Annotated in this window: 17 protein-coding genes; 2 read left to right on the plus strand and 15 right to left on the minus strand. The window is 35.3% G+C overall.

The features are described 5' to 3' along the window. Positions 1–151 precede the first annotated feature (151 nt). Genes rpsR through rpsF form a run of 3 tightly spaced genes read right to left on the minus strand, consistent with a single transcriptional unit; the run spans position 152 to position 1,280 of the window. Positions 152–394, minus strand: coding sequence for a 30S ribosomal protein S18 (gene rpsR, locus BTJ66_RS13110; protein WP_002484306.1), 243 nt, complete (start codon positions 392–394; stop codon positions 152–154). A gap of 49 nt (positions 395–443) precedes the next feature. Continuing rightward, positions 444–956, minus strand: a complete 513-nt coding sequence (ssb, locus tag BTJ66_RS13115) for a single-stranded DNA-binding protein (RefSeq protein WP_099091384.1) — start codon at positions 954–956, stop codon at positions 444–446. Between the two features lie 18 nt (positions 957–974). Beyond that, complete coding sequence (gene rpsF / locus BTJ66_RS13120; RefSeq protein ID WP_099091385.1) at positions 975–1,280, minus strand: 30S ribosomal protein S6; 306 nt, start codon at positions 1,278–1,280, stop codon at positions 975–977. A gap of 424 nt (positions 1,281–1,704) precedes the next feature. On the opposite strand from rpsF, the gene BTJ66_RS13125 reads away from it, so the two are divergent. Then, positions 1,705–2,517 carry a GH25 family lysozyme gene (locus tag BTJ66_RS13125; protein ID WP_099091386.1) on the plus strand — a complete coding sequence of 271 codons (813 nt, stop codon included), beginning with the start codon at positions 1,705–1,707 and terminating at the stop codon, positions 2,515–2,517. 203 nt (positions 2,518–2,720) lie between these two features. Here BTJ66_RS13125 and ychF read toward each other — a convergent pair whose 3' ends face one another. The 12 genes from ychF to BTJ66_RS13185 all read right to left on the minus strand — a co-directional run bounded on the left by ychF (position 2,721) and on the right by BTJ66_RS13185 (position 16,518). Beyond that, positions 2,721–3,818, minus strand: a complete 1,098-nt coding sequence (ychF, locus tag BTJ66_RS13130; protein WP_099091387.1) for a redox-regulated ATPase YchF — start codon at positions 3,816–3,818, stop codon at positions 2,721–2,723. Then, positions 3,818–4,033, minus strand: coding sequence for a DUF951 domain-containing protein (locus tag BTJ66_RS13135; protein WP_099091388.1), 216 nt, complete (start codon positions 4,031–4,033; stop codon positions 3,818–3,820). Before BTJ66_RS13135 ends, ychF begins: the two co-directional genes overlap by 1 nt. Positions 4,034–4,054: 21 nt before the next feature. Then, positions 4,055–4,939: a mechanosensitive ion channel family protein gene (locus BTJ66_RS13140; RefSeq protein ID WP_099091389.1), complete on the minus strand. Its 885-nt coding sequence runs from the start codon at positions 4,937–4,939 to the stop codon at positions 4,055–4,057. Positions 4,940–5,464: 525 nt separating this feature from the next. After that, entirely contained in the window at positions 5,465–5,833 is a 369-nt protein-coding gene (locus BTJ66_RS13145) for a Na-translocating system protein MpsC family protein (protein WP_099091399.1), read from the minus strand. A gap of 139 nt (positions 5,834–5,972) precedes the next feature. Next, positions 5,973–8,612 carry a DUF2309 domain-containing protein gene (locus BTJ66_RS13150; RefSeq protein WP_099091390.1) on the minus strand — a complete coding sequence of 880 codons (2,640 nt, stop codon included), beginning with the start codon at positions 8,610–8,612 and terminating at the stop codon, positions 5,973–5,975. Between the two features lies 1 nt (position 8,613). Continuing rightward, positions 8,614–10,143 carry an NADH dehydrogenase subunit 5 gene (locus tag BTJ66_RS13155; RefSeq protein ID WP_099091391.1) on the minus strand — a complete coding sequence of 510 codons (1,530 nt, stop codon included), beginning with the start codon at positions 10,141–10,143 and terminating at the stop codon, positions 8,614–8,616. A gap of 542 nt (positions 10,144–10,685) precedes the next feature. After that, positions 10,686–11,978, minus strand: coding sequence for an arsenite efflux transporter membrane subunit ArsB (gene arsB, locus BTJ66_RS13160; RefSeq protein WP_167380405.1), 1,293 nt, complete (start codon positions 11,976–11,978; stop codon positions 10,686–10,688). Then, positions 11,975–12,289, minus strand: coding sequence for an ArsR/SmtB family transcription factor (locus BTJ66_RS13165; protein ID WP_099091393.1), 315 nt, complete (start codon positions 12,287–12,289; stop codon positions 11,975–11,977). Before BTJ66_RS13165 ends, arsB begins: the two co-directional genes overlap by 4 nt. 636 nt (positions 12,290–12,925) lie before the next feature. Then, positions 12,926–14,101, minus strand: coding sequence for an ABC transporter permease (locus tag BTJ66_RS13170; RefSeq protein ID WP_099091394.1), 1,176 nt, complete (start codon positions 14,099–14,101; stop codon positions 12,926–12,928). Further along, entirely contained in the window at positions 14,098–14,778 is a 681-nt protein-coding gene (locus BTJ66_RS13175; protein WP_099091395.1) for an ABC transporter ATP-binding protein, read from the minus strand. Before BTJ66_RS13175 ends, BTJ66_RS13170 begins: the two co-directional genes overlap by 4 nt. Further along, positions 14,775–15,890, minus strand: coding sequence for an efflux RND transporter periplasmic adaptor subunit (locus tag BTJ66_RS13180; protein WP_099091396.1), 1,116 nt, complete (start codon positions 15,888–15,890; stop codon positions 14,775–14,777). The genes BTJ66_RS13175 and BTJ66_RS13180 overlap by 4 nt, the downstream gene beginning before the upstream one ends. A gap of 166 nt (positions 15,891–16,056) precedes the next feature. Further along, on the minus strand, positions 16,057–16,518 hold the full coding sequence (locus BTJ66_RS13185) for a DUF805 domain-containing protein (protein ID WP_099091397.1): 462 nt from the start codon (positions 16,516–16,518) through the stop codon (positions 16,057–16,059). A gap of 283 nt (positions 16,519–16,801) precedes the next feature. On the opposite strand from BTJ66_RS13185, the gene BTJ66_RS13190 reads away from it, so the two are divergent. Continuing rightward, positions 16,802–17,413 carry a YIP1 family protein gene (locus BTJ66_RS13190; protein WP_099091398.1) on the plus strand — a complete coding sequence of 204 codons (612 nt, stop codon included), beginning with the start codon at positions 16,802–16,804 and terminating at the stop codon, positions 17,411–17,413. The last annotated feature ends 154 nt before the right edge of the window (positions 17,414–17,567 follow it).

Here is a 17,567-nt window from a genome sequence, read left to right on the forward strand (position 1 = left end):
AGAGACTACAGGCTCGAACCATACCCCAGGCAAGCATGCACGGTCAAAATCGTAAGATTTTAAATATAAAGAGGACTAACCCATAAAGGATTAGCCCTCTTTTTTTGAGATTGGGTATTTATGTCCCAGCCTCTTTCAGATACAATATCTATTATTGTTCTTCTTTAACATATGGTAATAATGCCATATGACGAGAACGTTTAATAGCTAATGTCAACATACGTTGATATTTAGCTGAAGTACCTGTTACACGACGTGGTAAAATTTTACCACGTTCTGAGATAAAACGTTTTAATAATTCTGTATCTTTATAGTCGATATGTGTAATGCCGTTTGCTGTGAAATAACAAACTTTTTTACGACGACGTCCGCCTCTTCTTGGTCCACCTGCCATGGTAACTGCCTCCTTTTACGAATTTTTCATTTTTATATGATTTATATCATTAGAATGGTAAGTCATCATCACTAATATCAATTGGTCCGTTTGCATTTGCAAATGGGTTATCAGATTGATTATTGTTTGATGAACTGTTGTTGTTATTATTGCTTTGATAAGAAGATGTATTTTGTCCTGATTGTTGTCCGCCAAAGTTTTGGAAATTATTATTTCCTTCTTGACCATGACGTTGGTTTTGATTCTTAGGTTCAAGGAATTGAACACTATCACAAACCACTTCAGTCACAAAAATACGACGACCTTCTTGGTTTTCGTAGCTGCGTGATTGAATGCGACCGTCAACGCCGGCTAAACTACCTTTAAATAAGTAGTTGTTAACATTCTCTGCTTGTTTTCTAAAAACGACACAGTTAATGAAATCCGCTTCGCGTTCCCCTTGCGCATTTGTAAACGTACGGTTTACTGCTAGAGTAAAAGTCGCAACACTCACGCCTGAGGGTGTTGTTCTATATTCTGGATCTTTAGTTAAACGACCGACTAAAACAACTCTATTTATCATTTAAACGACCCCCATCTATTATTTTCTAGTCTTATCTTCGTCTTCACGAATTACGATATAACGGATAATATCGTCTGAAATTTTAGCTAAACGTTGGAATTCGTCAGTAGCTTCATTATCAGAAGTTTGGATACGTACGATATTGTAGTAACCTTCACTGAAATCATTGATTTCATAAGCTAAACGGCGTTTACCCCAGTCTTTAGCTTCTAAAACTTCTGATCCGTGAGAAGCTAAAATTCCGTTGAAACGTTCAACGACTGCTTTTTTAGCATCTTCTTCGATATTCGGACGAACGATGTACATAACTTCATATGTTCTCATTGTATAATTGCACCTCCTTGTGGTCTATGCGGCTCATCATCATTTGTGATAAGCAAGGAATAATTTTCATTACTCACAATCAAGAATTATAGCACATGCCTTTACATTTTACAATGATTTTCCAGCGTATAAAAAGCTAGAATTTTAAGGTTTGTTTCATATGAAACATCTTGCAATACGATTCACATCACCTCTACTACTACCAATTAAACATTTTTAAAACGGTATTATTTTAAATTTAGTGTATATAAATTGTAAATATAATTTTTATAAAAATATACAGTGCTTTTAGGTAAGGTTGAAAATTGTATTTAATTCTAATAGCATATCACCTATATTCATTTTAAATGATATAGCATTATATTTACTTTCTTGAAGTCTTTTTACTATTTTTAAGAAAAATACATATATAAAGGAGTATGTTATGGTTTCAGCACTAAAGAAAGGACTTGTTACTGCTAGTGTATTGTTTGCTTCAACAATCGCAGTCAATTCAGCGTATGCGGCAGAAGATACCTCTAACCAAAAAGGTACGATGGGTTACGGTTACCAACAATATTTAGAAAAGCATCCAGAACAAGCAAAGTCATCTAAACAAACTAAAGAGAGTAGCTCTACTGCACTTCGCTCAGCTGAGGGAACAACGCAATCTGGTGAACGAGTCTTGGATATTTCTGAATGGCAAGGTGACTTAACAGCACAAGAAGTTAAGGATCTAAAAGCAAATTATGATTTTATTATTATTAGAGCACAATATGGTTCAGAAAAAGTAGATGCTTCCTTAGAACATAATTCGGCGTTATTAGATCAATACAGTTTAGATTTCGGCGTTTATTCTTATAGCATGTACGAAAATCCCGATGATGCACGCTACGAAGCCCAAACATTATACAATCGTGCACCAAAGGCAAGTTTTTATATAAATGATTTCGAACAAGATTCAGTAACTTCTGGTACTGCTGATGAGAGCACAGACGCTTGGTATGACGAAATGAAAGGTTTAGCTGGCGATAAAAAAGTATTATTCTATTCTTATGAAAATTTCATGTTAGAAAATGCTTCGAATTCTGTCGGTAAATATGATGGCTACTGGATGGCAAATTATAATCCGGATCCACCAACACGTGAACACGTATTATGGCAATATACAGATAGCTATGCCTCACCAGAATTAAATCAAAATGTTGATGCCAATTATACTGGCCCTGGTGTCGATGCTTCATGGTTCACTTCATAACTAAAGCATGTCATAAACATCAAACAAGCATGGGAAGCCCTACTTTAAAGATTAGGCCAACCATGCTTGTTTTTTCATATATTTATAACAATATTGAGAAGTGATAACTTTAACTCTAAAAATCATCGCCTAAGTTATACAATAAATATATCCAATATAAAACACGCCATTAACATTTGTAATAGCGTGTACTTAGCGCTTAGTTACACATTGAATCTAAAGTGTACAATATCGCCGTCTTTCATAATATATTCTTTACCTTCTAGACGCTGCTTCCCAGCTTCTTTTGCACCGTTTTCACCATTAAATTCAACATAATCATCATAGTTTGTCACTTCGGCACGGATAAAACCACGTTCAAAATCTGTGTGAATGATACCAGCACATTGTGGTGCTGTCATACCTTTAATAAATGTCCATGCACGTACTTCTTGCACACCAGCAGTAAAGTATGTTGCTAAACCTAGCAAATCATACGTTGTACGAATTAAACGATCTAGACCTGGTTCTTCAATGCCTAAATCTTCTAAGAACATTTCACGATCTTCGTCTTCTAAAACAGCAATTTCTTCTTCAATTTTCGCACTGATTACGATAACTTCTGAATCTTCTTTCGCTGCATAATCACGAATAAGTTTTACTTTTTCGTTATCATCATCACCAATTTCATCTTCACCAACATTTGCAATATAAAGCATTTCTTTAGATGTTAATAGTTGTGCTTGATTGATATATTTTTGATCTTCTTCTGTAAATTCTAAACTTCTAACCGGATGACCTTCTTCTAAGGCTTCTTTAATTCTTGATAAAATACGCGTTTCATTGACCGCATCTTTATCTTTTTGACGCGCCATCTTTTCTACTTTTGGCAAGCGTTTCTCAACAGATTCTAAGTCAGCTAATACCAATTCCATATTAATGACTTCAATGTCATCAATTGGATCTACGCGGCCAGAAACATGTGTGACGTTGTCATCATCAAATGCACGAACTACTTGGCAAATTGCATCCACTTCACGGATATGGGACAAGAATTTATTTCCTAGTCCTTCCCCTTTTGAAGCACCTTTAACAATACCTGCAATATCTGTGAATTCAAATGTAGTAGGAATTGTTTTTTTCGGTTGTACTATGTCAGTTAAGACGTTCAATCTACTATCTGGAACCTCAACAATACCTACATTAGGATCAATTGTTGCGAAGGGATAATTTGCTGCAAGCGCACCTGCTTTTGTAATTGCATTGAAAAGTGTAGATTTACCTACGTTGGGCAAACCAACGATACCTGCTGTTAATGCCATTATTCATTCTCCTTATTATCAGTATCTTGTTGCGATACTAGTATTTTTTTTAATTTTTTATTAAATGTTTGTCTTGGAATCATGATGCTTCTCTGACAATGTTCACATTTTATTCGGATATCTGCACCGACACGAATAATTTGAAAGCGATTCGTGCCACATGCATGTTGTTTTTTCATCTCTACAATATCATTCAAACCGTAATTGGATGTCATTCTGTAACACCTCCGACCGTCTTAAGCATTATTTTGTGTGTTCGCATTGTATTGAACCATCGTTGGTTGCGGCGTCTTAATTTCTTTGAGTTTAAATAATTTTAAAATTTCTTTTCTTAAGATACGCGCACCAGAAGCACCTTCCCCTGGAATGGTCTCAGCAGAAATTCTTAATATAAATTCATTATTTGTTATGCTATCTACACCAACAACGTCTGGTATTGATATAAACAGATAATATTTTGAACGGATTGTTTCAAAATACTCAGTAAGGATATCTTCTACATGATCAATATCTTCTTCGATTGATACTGGAATTTCTACAATCGCTTCGCCATTGATTACCGAATAATTGGTAATTTCACCTACGCTACCATTCGGCAAGGTCGTTAACTCACCTGATATCGTATTAATACGCATGGATCTTAATCCAATAGATTTCACTGTACCTTCTGCTACTGGAGAACCAGCCGTACTGATTTTAACATAATCTCCCACATCAAATTGATTTTCAAAGATAATGAAAAATCCTGTAATAATATCTTTAACTACAGTTTGCGCACCGAAACCTACTGCAAGTCCAACTACACCGGCACTAGCTATGATGCCACCGACACTGATACCAAATTTACTTAAAATCGTAGTCAACACTATAAACCATACCACATATGATACTACATTTTGTACCAGTGATATCAAAGTTTTTGAACGTTTTTTATTATTATTTTTACCTTTATTTTGAATTTTAAAGAATTGAGCAATCGCTTTGTTTACAAAACGTAAAATAACCCATGCCGCAATAACGTATACAATAATCATTATAAGATTAGATAGTAAAACTTGATAGGTTTCTGGTTTTGTTAATGGTTCTATAATCGAATATAGAATGCTTTTAATTTGATTCAACTGCATTCCCTCCTAATTTGTGTCCATGCATCACTTTATTATACTCATTTTAACAATGAAACAAATCCAACTTTCGCTTTAGTTTATAAAAAATTAAAAACCGAATAGTTGCTATTATCTGTATCACGTTTAACCTTTTCTAGTTTATTAAAAATACACGCTTTAGCAAAGTATTTTAGCATAATCAATGTTGTTTTATTTTATTGCTAAAAATGAGTACCTGGAAAAGTCCATAAAACCAGTGCTACGTTGACACACAAACCGCTTTTATAAACAGTCACTATAATGTACACGGATTGCTTAGCATTAAGGTAATATGTATACATTAAATTCTATTTCAATAATCTGTATGTGGTTTTATCTCTGTTTACGTTTGCTATCCTTTGAAACAAACTAGTAGTAGCTCGTCTTAAAATTGCAACCATTTGAAAGCTACATTAGTGATAAGACCATATAAAACCACATATCATCTAACCTATTATGCCAGCAAATGATATGTGGTTCTATGTTTAGCACTTAATGCTACTATTCTATAATTTGTGTTTCTAAATCATTATACAATTTAAAAATGATGATGCGTTCACCTGTTCTAGAACTTAAATCTGTATGAAAACTTTTTACTTTTTCTCCTGTAATAGACAGTACAATTTCATCAAGCGCTTCAATACCAGATTCAACTAACTTTGAACGTGTTTTTTTAATCGTTAACAAACCTTCATTTGTTTCGCACACTTTGTACTCTGCTTGCGTTAGTACACCATGTAAACTAACAATAATCATATCACGTAAAATATCCGTTTTAACTGAGAGAGAGCCACGGCCAAGGAAGTCTTTTTCCCATTGTGTAATGGCTTTGCTGATTTCAGACTCATAGCGACCTTTGGTCATTTTCATAAAATATGCATCTCCTGTAGAACTAAAATATATGTAGAAAATCACTTTAACAAAGATAACAGTACCATTTTTCAATCATTTTCTCCATCGTTCCGCAACATTCCCCAGGAAATAACGGTATTTGTCATGAGTCTCTAAATTAATGCGACCAATCATGCCATTGGTTGTCTGTATCAACACTTGCCAAACGTACCCAACCATTCGTCACTTTCTGTTTAAATGCTTCATTATTTTCTAACAAACGTTTAATAAAGCTTTGTGGTGCTTGGATGACGATAAGTAATCTAATGGGTGAATGATACATTTTGTAATCAGCTGACATAACGGATTGCCACGGCAAGCCTGTTAATAAATCACTGGCATTGCCCTGCATAACGCCAATACCTGCTGTAACAGATTGTGTTGTTTTACTACCACTGCCATAGTAATGTGGTGCCACCGTGGATGCATAATATTGTAAATTAATCCATTGTGCCACAAGGGCAGGACCAGCAATAATTTGATCTAAAATAGTGCCAGTTTCATCATGCTTCCAATTATAATTATGCAAAAATGCTCTTCCTGCTAAATCACTCTGCTTGGTCAATTGCCGTTTCCCAACGATAAATGCAGCATTCTTAGCCAATCCCCATTCTGGTCTGATTTCACTCCAATCATTCGTTAAACGGTGAACCTCTTGGTTTGGATTGCGTTCAGTTAAATTATTATTTGGTAATTGTGCTAGTCGTTTTTTATTTGCTTGATAGCTGATTTCAGGCATGACGGCTTCAATATGGTCATAAGCATTACGTGCCGATTCTGTAAGTTCAGGTACATATATCCATGTCAATTCATCGATAGAAGTCTGATGCTCTGCAGCTGCAAAGATTGTCGTCTCCGGTATAACTACACCTTCTTGTAATAAACCTGTTCTAACTTCTGACAAATTACATAACTGCGCTAATACCTTTGCATTAAAGCCACTTGCAGCGCCGCCACAAGCTCCGCAATCCAATGACGCTGCATATGGATTATTCGCACTTTGACTGCCATGGCCACACATCACTACTAACGGTGCAAAGTCTGATGTTAAATCCATTAATTTTAGAGCCTGTAATGTGTAGTTTACTTTTTCTTGATCTGTAAACCCAACTGGCAAACCATCTTCAAAGTGTATATGTTGATGCTTATGATTGTAATGTTGTGTTTTGTAATCTAGTGTCAATGCAGTGTCGTGCGGTTTTCGTAACCAATTTGTGTAAAATTTACGAATCATATTGCCGACACTTCTTGGAACAAAACTTCTTGTAAACATTTGCAACGATAGCCACGGACCACTTAACTCTGGTAATAACAAGCTTGGCAACACATTTTGTTTCATTTTTTTAAATGTATACGTCACAGATTCTAAAGCATGTTTACGTTGTTGAAACGCATTTGGTTCATGCTCATGTGTATATTCTTTAATCTTGTGTTGGGGTTGATTCATCACTGGCAAAGATGGATGACTATATTTGCTACCTAATTCCTCTTTTTCAATTGGCAAGCCAAAAAATCCTGCTATCCCTATGGTTTCAAAAGGACCATTGGCTTCGATTTGCTTTCTAAACGGCTCTGAACGCACATCAATACAAAATGCCATCTGAACTAATGTTTGTTGCGCTTGTTTGCTTTGCGTTGTGGGTGTTGGCGTGAGCTTTTCTTTTAATTGCTGATTGTAAGTTGTTTCCCACGCTGCTAGCCATAATTTTCGACATAATTGATCATTAAATTGATGCGCAAATTGAATATGTGCCTGCTGTGCTTCAACAGACAAGCCTCGCCACGTTTGAATTGACATATTGCCCCACTGCATCCATGACGCAATCAGCACTTCTATATCGCTGTTATCCATTTCTTTCGGCTTGGATATTGGTAAATAAGGTTCGACAATGGCCCATTCCATGCCAATGCGTATAGCAAGATAAGAGAAAAGTAAATCATGTACTTTGTGATTATGTTCGTCTTGCCACATCATCATACCAGCCCAACCCGGTAGCGATAATAAATGATTTTCTAAATATGTCTGTACGTCTTGCTCTGCTATATTTAACTGACTTAATGCTTGCTGTAATAATGCATCTGCATCATCAGGCAATGATTTTAACCGTTCACGTTGATCTTTAGTTAATGCTGGATCGTGTGCTACCAATCTTCGCCAAGCGTAAAATAAGCCTTTGTCTCGATTTGGCATTGTCCACCCAGATTGAGCATCATCAACATATAATTTACACCACTTAATTATATGATAGTCTATCGTATCAATCAGTCGTTCATTTTTTTCATCTTTTATATATGTACTTATTAGGGGTACTGAATTTTCAAGTTTCGGCTTGACTGGTGCTCTTAAACGTTCAGCTAATGTTTCTAACTGTACTTGCACTTCAGGGTCTATTTCCAACGACTGCAATTTCAATGCGTTTCGTCCATATTGTTCTGCATGTTCTCTCGGAATTGCTAATGACGTATCATCTAGCCATTGTTGAAAATGCTGTTCTAAGTACGCATGGTCAATTTCATTATTGTGGTAGGCTTCTAAAATAGTCGTTCGCGCCGGATACATATCTACTTTACGCGCTTCTTTTAACCAACGGGCAATATCATCAAATGATTTATGTTCTAGACCTGCCCATGGACTTCTAGCTGCGAACATTGAAATGGGCGACAATGGTACGATAACATTACTCGCATGAATAACCTTCTCATGAATATCATCTATATGCGTCGACGTTTGCATTGCTTCTATCTTTGATGTTCCCATTTTAATGTCCTCCTTTTGATAAATATGATTTCAAATAGTTTGGATGACGTTCTACTGATTCGATTTTTGCATCACCTAACCGCACAATCCACATATATAATATTGAAAATGCCACCGACGAGCGATTACGTGCTACCCAAGTACTCATCAAACTACCAAACAACAACAACAATGCCGCAATAACTACCGCAAACATTGGGGGTTGTGTACTGTAAAATGCGACATTGTGTAATGCGCCACTGAAGAAATGATGTACTAAATAATAAACTGCACCAACCACGATAAGGACAAACAAGCCTATGATACGACCAAATCGCCCTTCACCAAATGCAACCAGTTGTGTCCATGATACGGAGAGTGACCACGCTAAGATTAAGCCACTAACAAGACGATAACCCTGTTCAGGTGCAGACAACCAGAACCCTAACCCAATTGCTAAGGCTAAACCACGCCCGATTATAATCCATAAGTATGACATTCTTTCATTCGCTCTACTTGGTACATTAAAATGACGTACCGCCGAACCCGAGCGTAAAAATAAGGTTGCTTTAAACAAACCATGCAATATAAGATGAATGATTGCAGGAATATATGCCCCCAAAGCACACTGAATCAGCATAAAACCCATTTGACCTATGGTGGATCCAACGAGTAGACGCTTGTAGTCTACATGTACCAAACTAATGCCTGCACCAATTAAAACAGAAATACTCGCAAACACTAACAATACAATCGTTGCAATGTCACCATTAAATAACGGTGAAAAACGCGTTAGCATAATGCCCCCTGCATTCACAATACCTGCATGCATAATCGCTGACACAGGTGTGGGTGCAGCTACAGATTCAATTAACCATCTGTGAAACGGCCACTGTGCTGCAGGAATCATGACTGCCAATATAATGAGTAAATTGATACCGAACTTCGACCAAGCATTGATTTGTGCTAAATGAGCTTCTGTAAATATCGTAGTGTAATGCCATTCCCCTGTTAATAAACCAAGCCAAACAACCGCTAATGCTAAAGCTATCCAGCTTAAAAAGAATAATTTACCAGTGACAACGGCAGCAGCTCTTGTTACTCTCCAAGCACTCGTCAAACTAATTAAAAGTGTTAAGCCTACTAAAGTACATCCCCAACTCACAACCATGACACGTATATCGCCAGTTAACCATGCCATCGCCGCAAAACTTGTCGTCAGTGTAAAGAGCGTAAAATATTTCCGATAGCTTCTATCTCCAGATAAGTAACGTACGCAATAACGTTGAATGATTAAACCGATAAACAATACAAAGAAGGCCATCAACCAAGCTAGCATATCTAAATACCATAAACCTGCTTCCATTTGGTTAGAAGCAAAGATGAGTGCAATAAACGCCACTATCGGTGGTAATGCAACAATACAAATATGTATACGCACATAAGCAATCGGAATACGCTTATTTAAAAATATGATTCCACTTAGTGCAGCAATGACAATCGTGATGAAAAAGATAGTTAAAAGTACAGATGCATTCAATGATGTAAGCATTTATGATTCTCCTTTGTATGATATCGTATTACGAATGATACTTAACTGATGACTTTATATATGATTAGGATTAAACACCGCAAAAAAACCGACAATATATAATAAACCCAGTTCGATTTATTACCATTGTCGGCTTCATAACAACGCACTCCATTGAGACCTCAAGTGATTTGTTTTGCTACCTCATATATAGTTAAATTTATTTTTTTAAAAAATTTAATAATAAACGTTTCTTTTCACGCAATATGTCGTATGATTTGAACTTTCAACGCTTATTCGTCCACTTTTTCAATTTGCCAATATTTCTATTAACATCTTGCTAAAGCCGTAATATCAATTAAAAGTGCCCTTCAACAACTATATTTATTTTTATTTAATATTACTAACATATACTCATTATTCGTCATTGTCAAGAATGTGCATACTATTTTGTTCAGACTCGTAATTTGATTTGAACTAACATGATCTAGTGTTCCATGCCTTAATACGCTCGATAATTAACATCACACTTTTCAATTCCAGCTAAATCAATATGCCATCCTTTATAACAGTATGAGTGTGAGATACAAGCCTACAAGTGTCACAAAAAGCACTGGAATCGTAATAATGATGCCTGTTTTAAAATAAGTTCCCCATGAAATCTTCACACCTTTTTGAGTCAATACATGTAACCAAAGTAACGTCGCTAAGGAACCGATTGGTGTAATTTTAGGTCCCAAATCTGAACCAATCACATTAGCATAAATCATACCTTCCTTTATTGTGCCTAGCGCGTCGGATTGTCCAATCGCAATCGCATCGATTAGTACGGTAGGCAGATTATTCATGACTGATGATAAAAATGCGGCTATAAAGCCCATACCTAGTACACTGCTAAACAAACCATAATTTGAAATAGTTGATAATATGTCGGCTAATGCTGCTGTAATGCCTACATTTTTCAATCCAAAAACCACTAAATACATGCCTATTGAAAATAAAACAATATTCCATGGCGCACCTTTAATCACTTGTTTCGTATGCACTGCTTTGGATTTTCGAGCTAACAATACAAAAATGCCTGCAATTGTAACTGCAACAATGGAAACTGGTAGTTGAATCAATTCGCTAACAAAATAACCTACTAGTAATATTGCTAATACAAGCCACGACATTTTAAATAACTTTTCATCTTTAATCGCATGTTTAGGTGTTTCAAGGTTTTCCGTATGAAATGTTTTAGGTATTGATTTCCTGAAATATATCCATAGCACTATTATACTCGCAATCAACGAGAATATATTGGGAATCACCATACGACTAAAGTATTCAACAAATCCAATGTCGAAATAATCTGCCGAAACAATATTGACTAAATTACTTACAATAAATGGCAACGATGTGGTATCTGCAATAAAACCACTCGCAATAATAAATGGAAATATCACTTTTTTATTGAAACCTAAGTTCCTCACCATGGCTAATACGATGGGCGTTAATATTAATGCCGCGCCATCATTTGCGAACAATGCTGCCACAACTGCCCCTAATAACATAATAAACACAAACATTTTCAGACCATTGCCATTAGAAGCCCTAACCATATGTATCGCTGACCATTCAAAAAATCCAATTTCATCTAATATTAATGAAATCAGAATGACTGCCACAAACGTTAATGTCGCATTCCAAACAATGCCTGTCACTTCCAGTACATCTGAAAAACTAACGACACCTGTAATAATCGCAATGATAGCCCCTATGAGTGCCGTAATACCAATATCTAGGCCTTTAGGTTGCCAAATTACAAAAGTTAACGTTAATAAAAAAATAATCATTGCTAAAATGGCCATCAACATTCACCCAATTTCAAATTTTTACATATACAGCGTTGATTAGACGCGTTAATCCCATTCAAGCTTTGATTGATTGATTCTAACAGTGTGTGATTGAGTTGATACATATGTTTATTGCCTTCTTTACGTCTAACCACCAAATCATTCGCTACCAATAATTTCATATGATGACTTAAAGTTGGCTGAGAAAATGAAAAATATTCTAATAAATCACAAGCACATAACTCACCACAAGAAAGTAAATCAATTATTTCTAATCTACTCGGATCTGCTAAGACTTTTAACATTGCCGATAATTCATTGTATGACATCATACGACCTCCTAAACACTATATAGATTATCATCTATATAGATGAAGGTCTATATATTTTTTACGCATACAATACCTTAAAATATTAATGTTTTTATTATTCAAGTTTTACCTTATACCCACTTTTTTAATGAAGGTTTCGGTTTTTTCAAAATTCTTTCACCTGATTTCAATCCTTGTTTCACTATAATTTGCCCCATACTATGACCATTGACTATTTATCAAATTAAAAATCTCCCTCATCACTTATATAGTAACGAGAGAGAGTTCTAATTCACCTTCATATAGAATTCCATTACTGCATTTCAATCTGTATAAAATCAATTAATTCTTTAATTAAACCTTCACAGCTCAAATGCATAACTACTTATTATTTCTAGCACTCCAGCCTACGAAAACATTACAAACAAATCCTATTATCCCACAAATGATTGCCGATAAAAATGTTGCTTCTCCAATATAAAAAACAACCAAAAACATCAAAATACCTACTACTAAGCTTATGATCCACTGGCTTAATTTCAAAAATCAATTCACTCCTTTATAGCAAATATTAGTTCAATAATTTTACGCTACAGGAATAAATTTCATAGTTAATTCTAATTAAAACCTGTCGATAATCATTAATTATGTGTCTTATTTTATAATATCAATCAATTCTTTCTTGGCTGCTGCTCTAGCTGGAATCCAACCGAAGACGATACCAATCAACATGGATACACCTACTGCGATTATCACAGAACTTAGGCTGACCACACTCTTGATATAATCAGGTGTTACGGCATCGACAAGACTACCGATAAGGATACCTAAGATTAATCCAATTAGACCACCGATGACACACAGCACGACACTTTCGATTAAGAATTGTAACTCGATATCACGTGCTTTGGCACCAAATGCACGACGAATCGCAATTTCTTCCGTACGTTCTGTAACAGAGATATACATCACGTTCATCACGCCGATACCAGCGATAAATAGTGAAATACCTGCCACAGCTGCCACAAAGTAAGTAATACCATCAAACACTTTATTGATGCCCTTCATCATTTCTTCGGTATCATTATACGTGTATTTGCCATCGCCCACGCCTGAACCTTTTTTATTTAATGCGTCTTCAACTTTTTTCGCGACGTCTTTCTTATCTTGGCCATCTTGAACCGTTAATTGTAGTGATGGGAGGTCTTGATTTAAATTACTCATATATTGATCAAATGTCTTTGAAGGCATGTTGACGGCGGATGGGTTCATCGCATCATTGGCAATACCCACAACTTTAAATCCTTGACCGTCAATATATAACGTCTTACCAAGCGCATCTTTATTAAAGACATCTTTCGCTATTTTGTCATCGACCGTGACGACTTTTTTATGTAACTCATTGTCATCTGAGTCAAAGCCTTGTCCTTTTTCAGGAGTGTCCATGGTTGCTTTTTTCAAAATACTGACGTCACCTTTTTTCTGTGGGTTTGTCATTTTCGCAGAATAACCTGTATCGTCATTCTCTTTAATCTTCGCACTTGACACACCGTTGACTTGTTTCACGATGTCAATATCTTGTTGTGAAAATGGATTTTCTTTAGCACCTTCACCACTACTTGTCATAAAATTAATAATGGCGGAATTTTTGCCCGCACCAGAATCTGAAAATTCATCGGCCGCCGTTTTCTTGAATCCATTACCTAATGACATAATCGTAATTACGGCTGCGATACCAATAATAATCCCAATCATCGTAAAAATATTACGTCGCTTGTTTTTTAAGATAGATTTAAATGAGACAGCTAAAATGTTAGATAAGTTCTTCATTCAACCACCTCTTCTCGCTGCACACGACCGTCTAAAATATGAATGATACGGTCTGCTTTATCTGCCACTTTGCGGTCATGTGTGACTAGAATCATTGTCGTATTATATTCTTTATTGAGTTTCATAAACAATTCCATAATATCTTTCGATGTCTTTGAGTCCAAGGCACCTGTAGGTTCATCCGCGATAATAAATTTAGGTTGATTAATAATCGCACGTGCAATCGCTACACGTTGTTGTTGACCCCCCGACAATTTGTTGGGGATGTGGTTTTCCTTATCATACAAACCCACATCGTGTAGCGTGCGTGTTACACGTTCTTTGCGTGCTTGTGGACCAAGTCCTGCATACACGAGCGGAATACTGACATTCTCCATAATCGTATTATTTTGAATCAGTTTGAAGTTTTGGAATACAAATCCTACCGTCTTATTTCGGATTTCTGCAAGATGATTATCTGAGCTTTGCTTGTAATTCTCGCCATTAAATAGATAATCACCTTCATAACCCCTATCAATAAAACCTAAAATATTAATCAACGTACTTTTACCTGAACCTGACGGCCCCATGATGGCAATAAACTCGCCTTCTTTAATGTTGATATTAATGTCTTTCAAAATATGGTTTTGTTCGTCACCATTTTTGAAGTGTCGATTGATATCTACAAGTTCTATCATGATGACACCTCAACTTTGTCTCCATCATTCATTGTTTTTTTAGGATTTTTAATCAGTTTGTCGCCTTTTTTCAGTCCTTTTTTAACGAAAATCTCGCCATTGACTTTATCAATGCTAATATCTCGTTTTTCTACTTTATTATCTTTATTGACAACAAATACGTTATTATCTTTCGTTAATACAGATTTAGGTAATTTGATTGAATCTAATGGCACTTTCACTTCCATTGAATAACCTGCACGTACAGGGATATCTATATCACTAATGATCACTGTGTATTTCGATGATTCGGAATCATCGCCGCCGCTTGGATCGGATTCAACAGGGTTTGACGCTGATGCTGCTGAAGCTTCTTCACCTTCACCAGATGCACCAGCACTCGCACCACCTGCGCTAGATTCACTTAACTTATCTTCATAACTCTTCGGCAGTTCAGAGATTTTTTTAATTTCTCCTTTACCTGTCTTACCGTTACTTGTGACTTTGACATCTACTTTGTCACCTTCTTTGATTTTATCTAAATCAAATTCAGAGACCGTTGTTTTAATTTGTGGCTCGTTTGATACCAATTGCAGAATCGGTTGGCCATCAGATACGTTTTCACTGTTTTTGACATCTACTTTACCGTCAAATGCTGCGTACACACTATCATTCACTTGCTTATCTTGTTGATTTAATTGTTGTTGCGCTTCACTTAATGCACTTTGATCTTGTGTTAGTTTCTTCTGTAAATCATTATCATTTGGCGCTTGATTAATATTTCTATAATCTTCATTCACTGCACTTTGTGCTTCATCAACTTTATTTGCCAACTGTTGACGTTTGTTGTTGTTCACATCATAGTTAATCAATGGGTCACCTTGCTTCACGGATTGACCATCGTCAACTTGCGTACTGACATATGTCCCAACTTGACTGTTGTTATTATATGTTTTGACTGAATGGGGTGAAGCTTTCCCCTCTAAATTAAGTGGACTTTCTTTCTCCACTTTATATGTATCGTATCCATCTTTATCATCCGAACTACTATTGACTTGCTTTAAAACCAACGCAATTGCCAATAAGGCTACGATTGCGACAATCCCTATAAGCCACATCCACTTTTTCTTCAATTAATAACCACTCCTTATATTTATTTTCAGTGTCATACTATCATACCTACACAACTAAAAATATAGAGCATAATATTTTATTTAATCAATAGTTCTCGAAAATTTTTATATAACACTTTTGTCATGTTATATATATGCTCACTTAGAAGTTGTAAACAAAGCTAATTTAACTATTTTTAGGATTTCTACCATATTTATTCACTTCTTGTTGACCATTTGTACAGCAAATTACTAATGCAACAATAGCAATTACAAGATAAATGACAGCGGCAATTATTAAAATTATGTACACAAATGAATGCAGATTGGTTGTAATGTTTAAATTTACTAGCTCACTCAAATCATCCATTAATGTCCCTATAAACATGATAATCGGTAATAACATGGTCATTCCAACGTCATGAAACCTTCTAACCGTTGCAGTAAACATGGCAATCGTTAATAAAATATAAATTATCCAGCCAACGATTTCCTCTAAAATACTTGGTATTGGCAATAAATATGTACTGAGACCAATGACTATACTTAAAAGAAAATTCATTAAAATCGGATACCAGTATTCCTTACGTCTTGACCTACCTTTAATATTAAGTGCATTTAGCCAAAACAATTTATAATAATGTAACATCTAACTATGCCCCCTAGTTTTTAATTTGGATATGATTGCCATCACGCGCTACTAATTCAAATACTAACACGTCAACACAACAAAAAAAACATTAAATCTTCTTGCATTTATATTTAATATCTTAATATACAAATATCGCACTACTTTTACTTTTTTGTATTTTCTATTTTTCATCTTTATTATTAAATGTTAATAATTCACAAAAATACTTAATAAGCTATTTTAAAATATTGTATTGCGTGTTATGCTTTTGAAAACGTTATAATCAGGAGGCAAAATACATATGGAATCATCTAATTTACCTTTATCACAACATTTTTCAAATTTACGTGAAAAACCAACATGGGGACTCAAACTGATTATTGCAATTGTTATCATTGCATTATCTGCAGTTATTAGTAATCTGTTAATTGATTATAAGAAATTATATCAAGACAGTGGGTTAAGTGGTCAGGAACTTGATCAAGCCATAACATTCGGTCAAATTGGTGCCCAAGTCGGTAGTATTATCGGTGGTATTATTGGTATTGGTATCACGTTTGTTATATTCTTGCTCATTTCTAAAATTATGAAATCTGATGCACAAGCAAAGACTATTTTTTCTGCTACGTTAAGCTACACAATAATCACTGGACTTATTGGGCTAATCGTTGTCATTATTCAATGGATTGCCGGTTTATCGCCAACGGATTATATCATTACAAGCCTAAATATCTTCGATAAAGGGAATCAAGTACTCGCTGCATTCAATTTACAAACATTTATTGCTGCGTATGTATTTGGTGTGATGCTATTTGCGACAAATCGCTTCTCTAAGAAATCAGCCATTATTTGGTCTGTCGCTTATCTTATCGTATTTATCGGTTTCTCGCTTTTAGGCGCTGCATTTCAATAATAGCTAAGACTAGAAATCATATAAAACGAGTCCGGGACATAAACATTTCTGATTAAAGAATAAACGTCAATTTCTATTGAAATTATATAGAAATTGACGTTTTCTTTATTTTTATATAATTTTGTAGCTCGTTGAGCTACTATTTTTCTTATGT

Source organism: Staphylococcus edaphicus (genome assembly GCF_002614725.1).
Taxonomy (GTDB): Bacteria; Bacillota; Bacilli; order Staphylococcales; family Staphylococcaceae; genus Staphylococcus; species Staphylococcus edaphicus.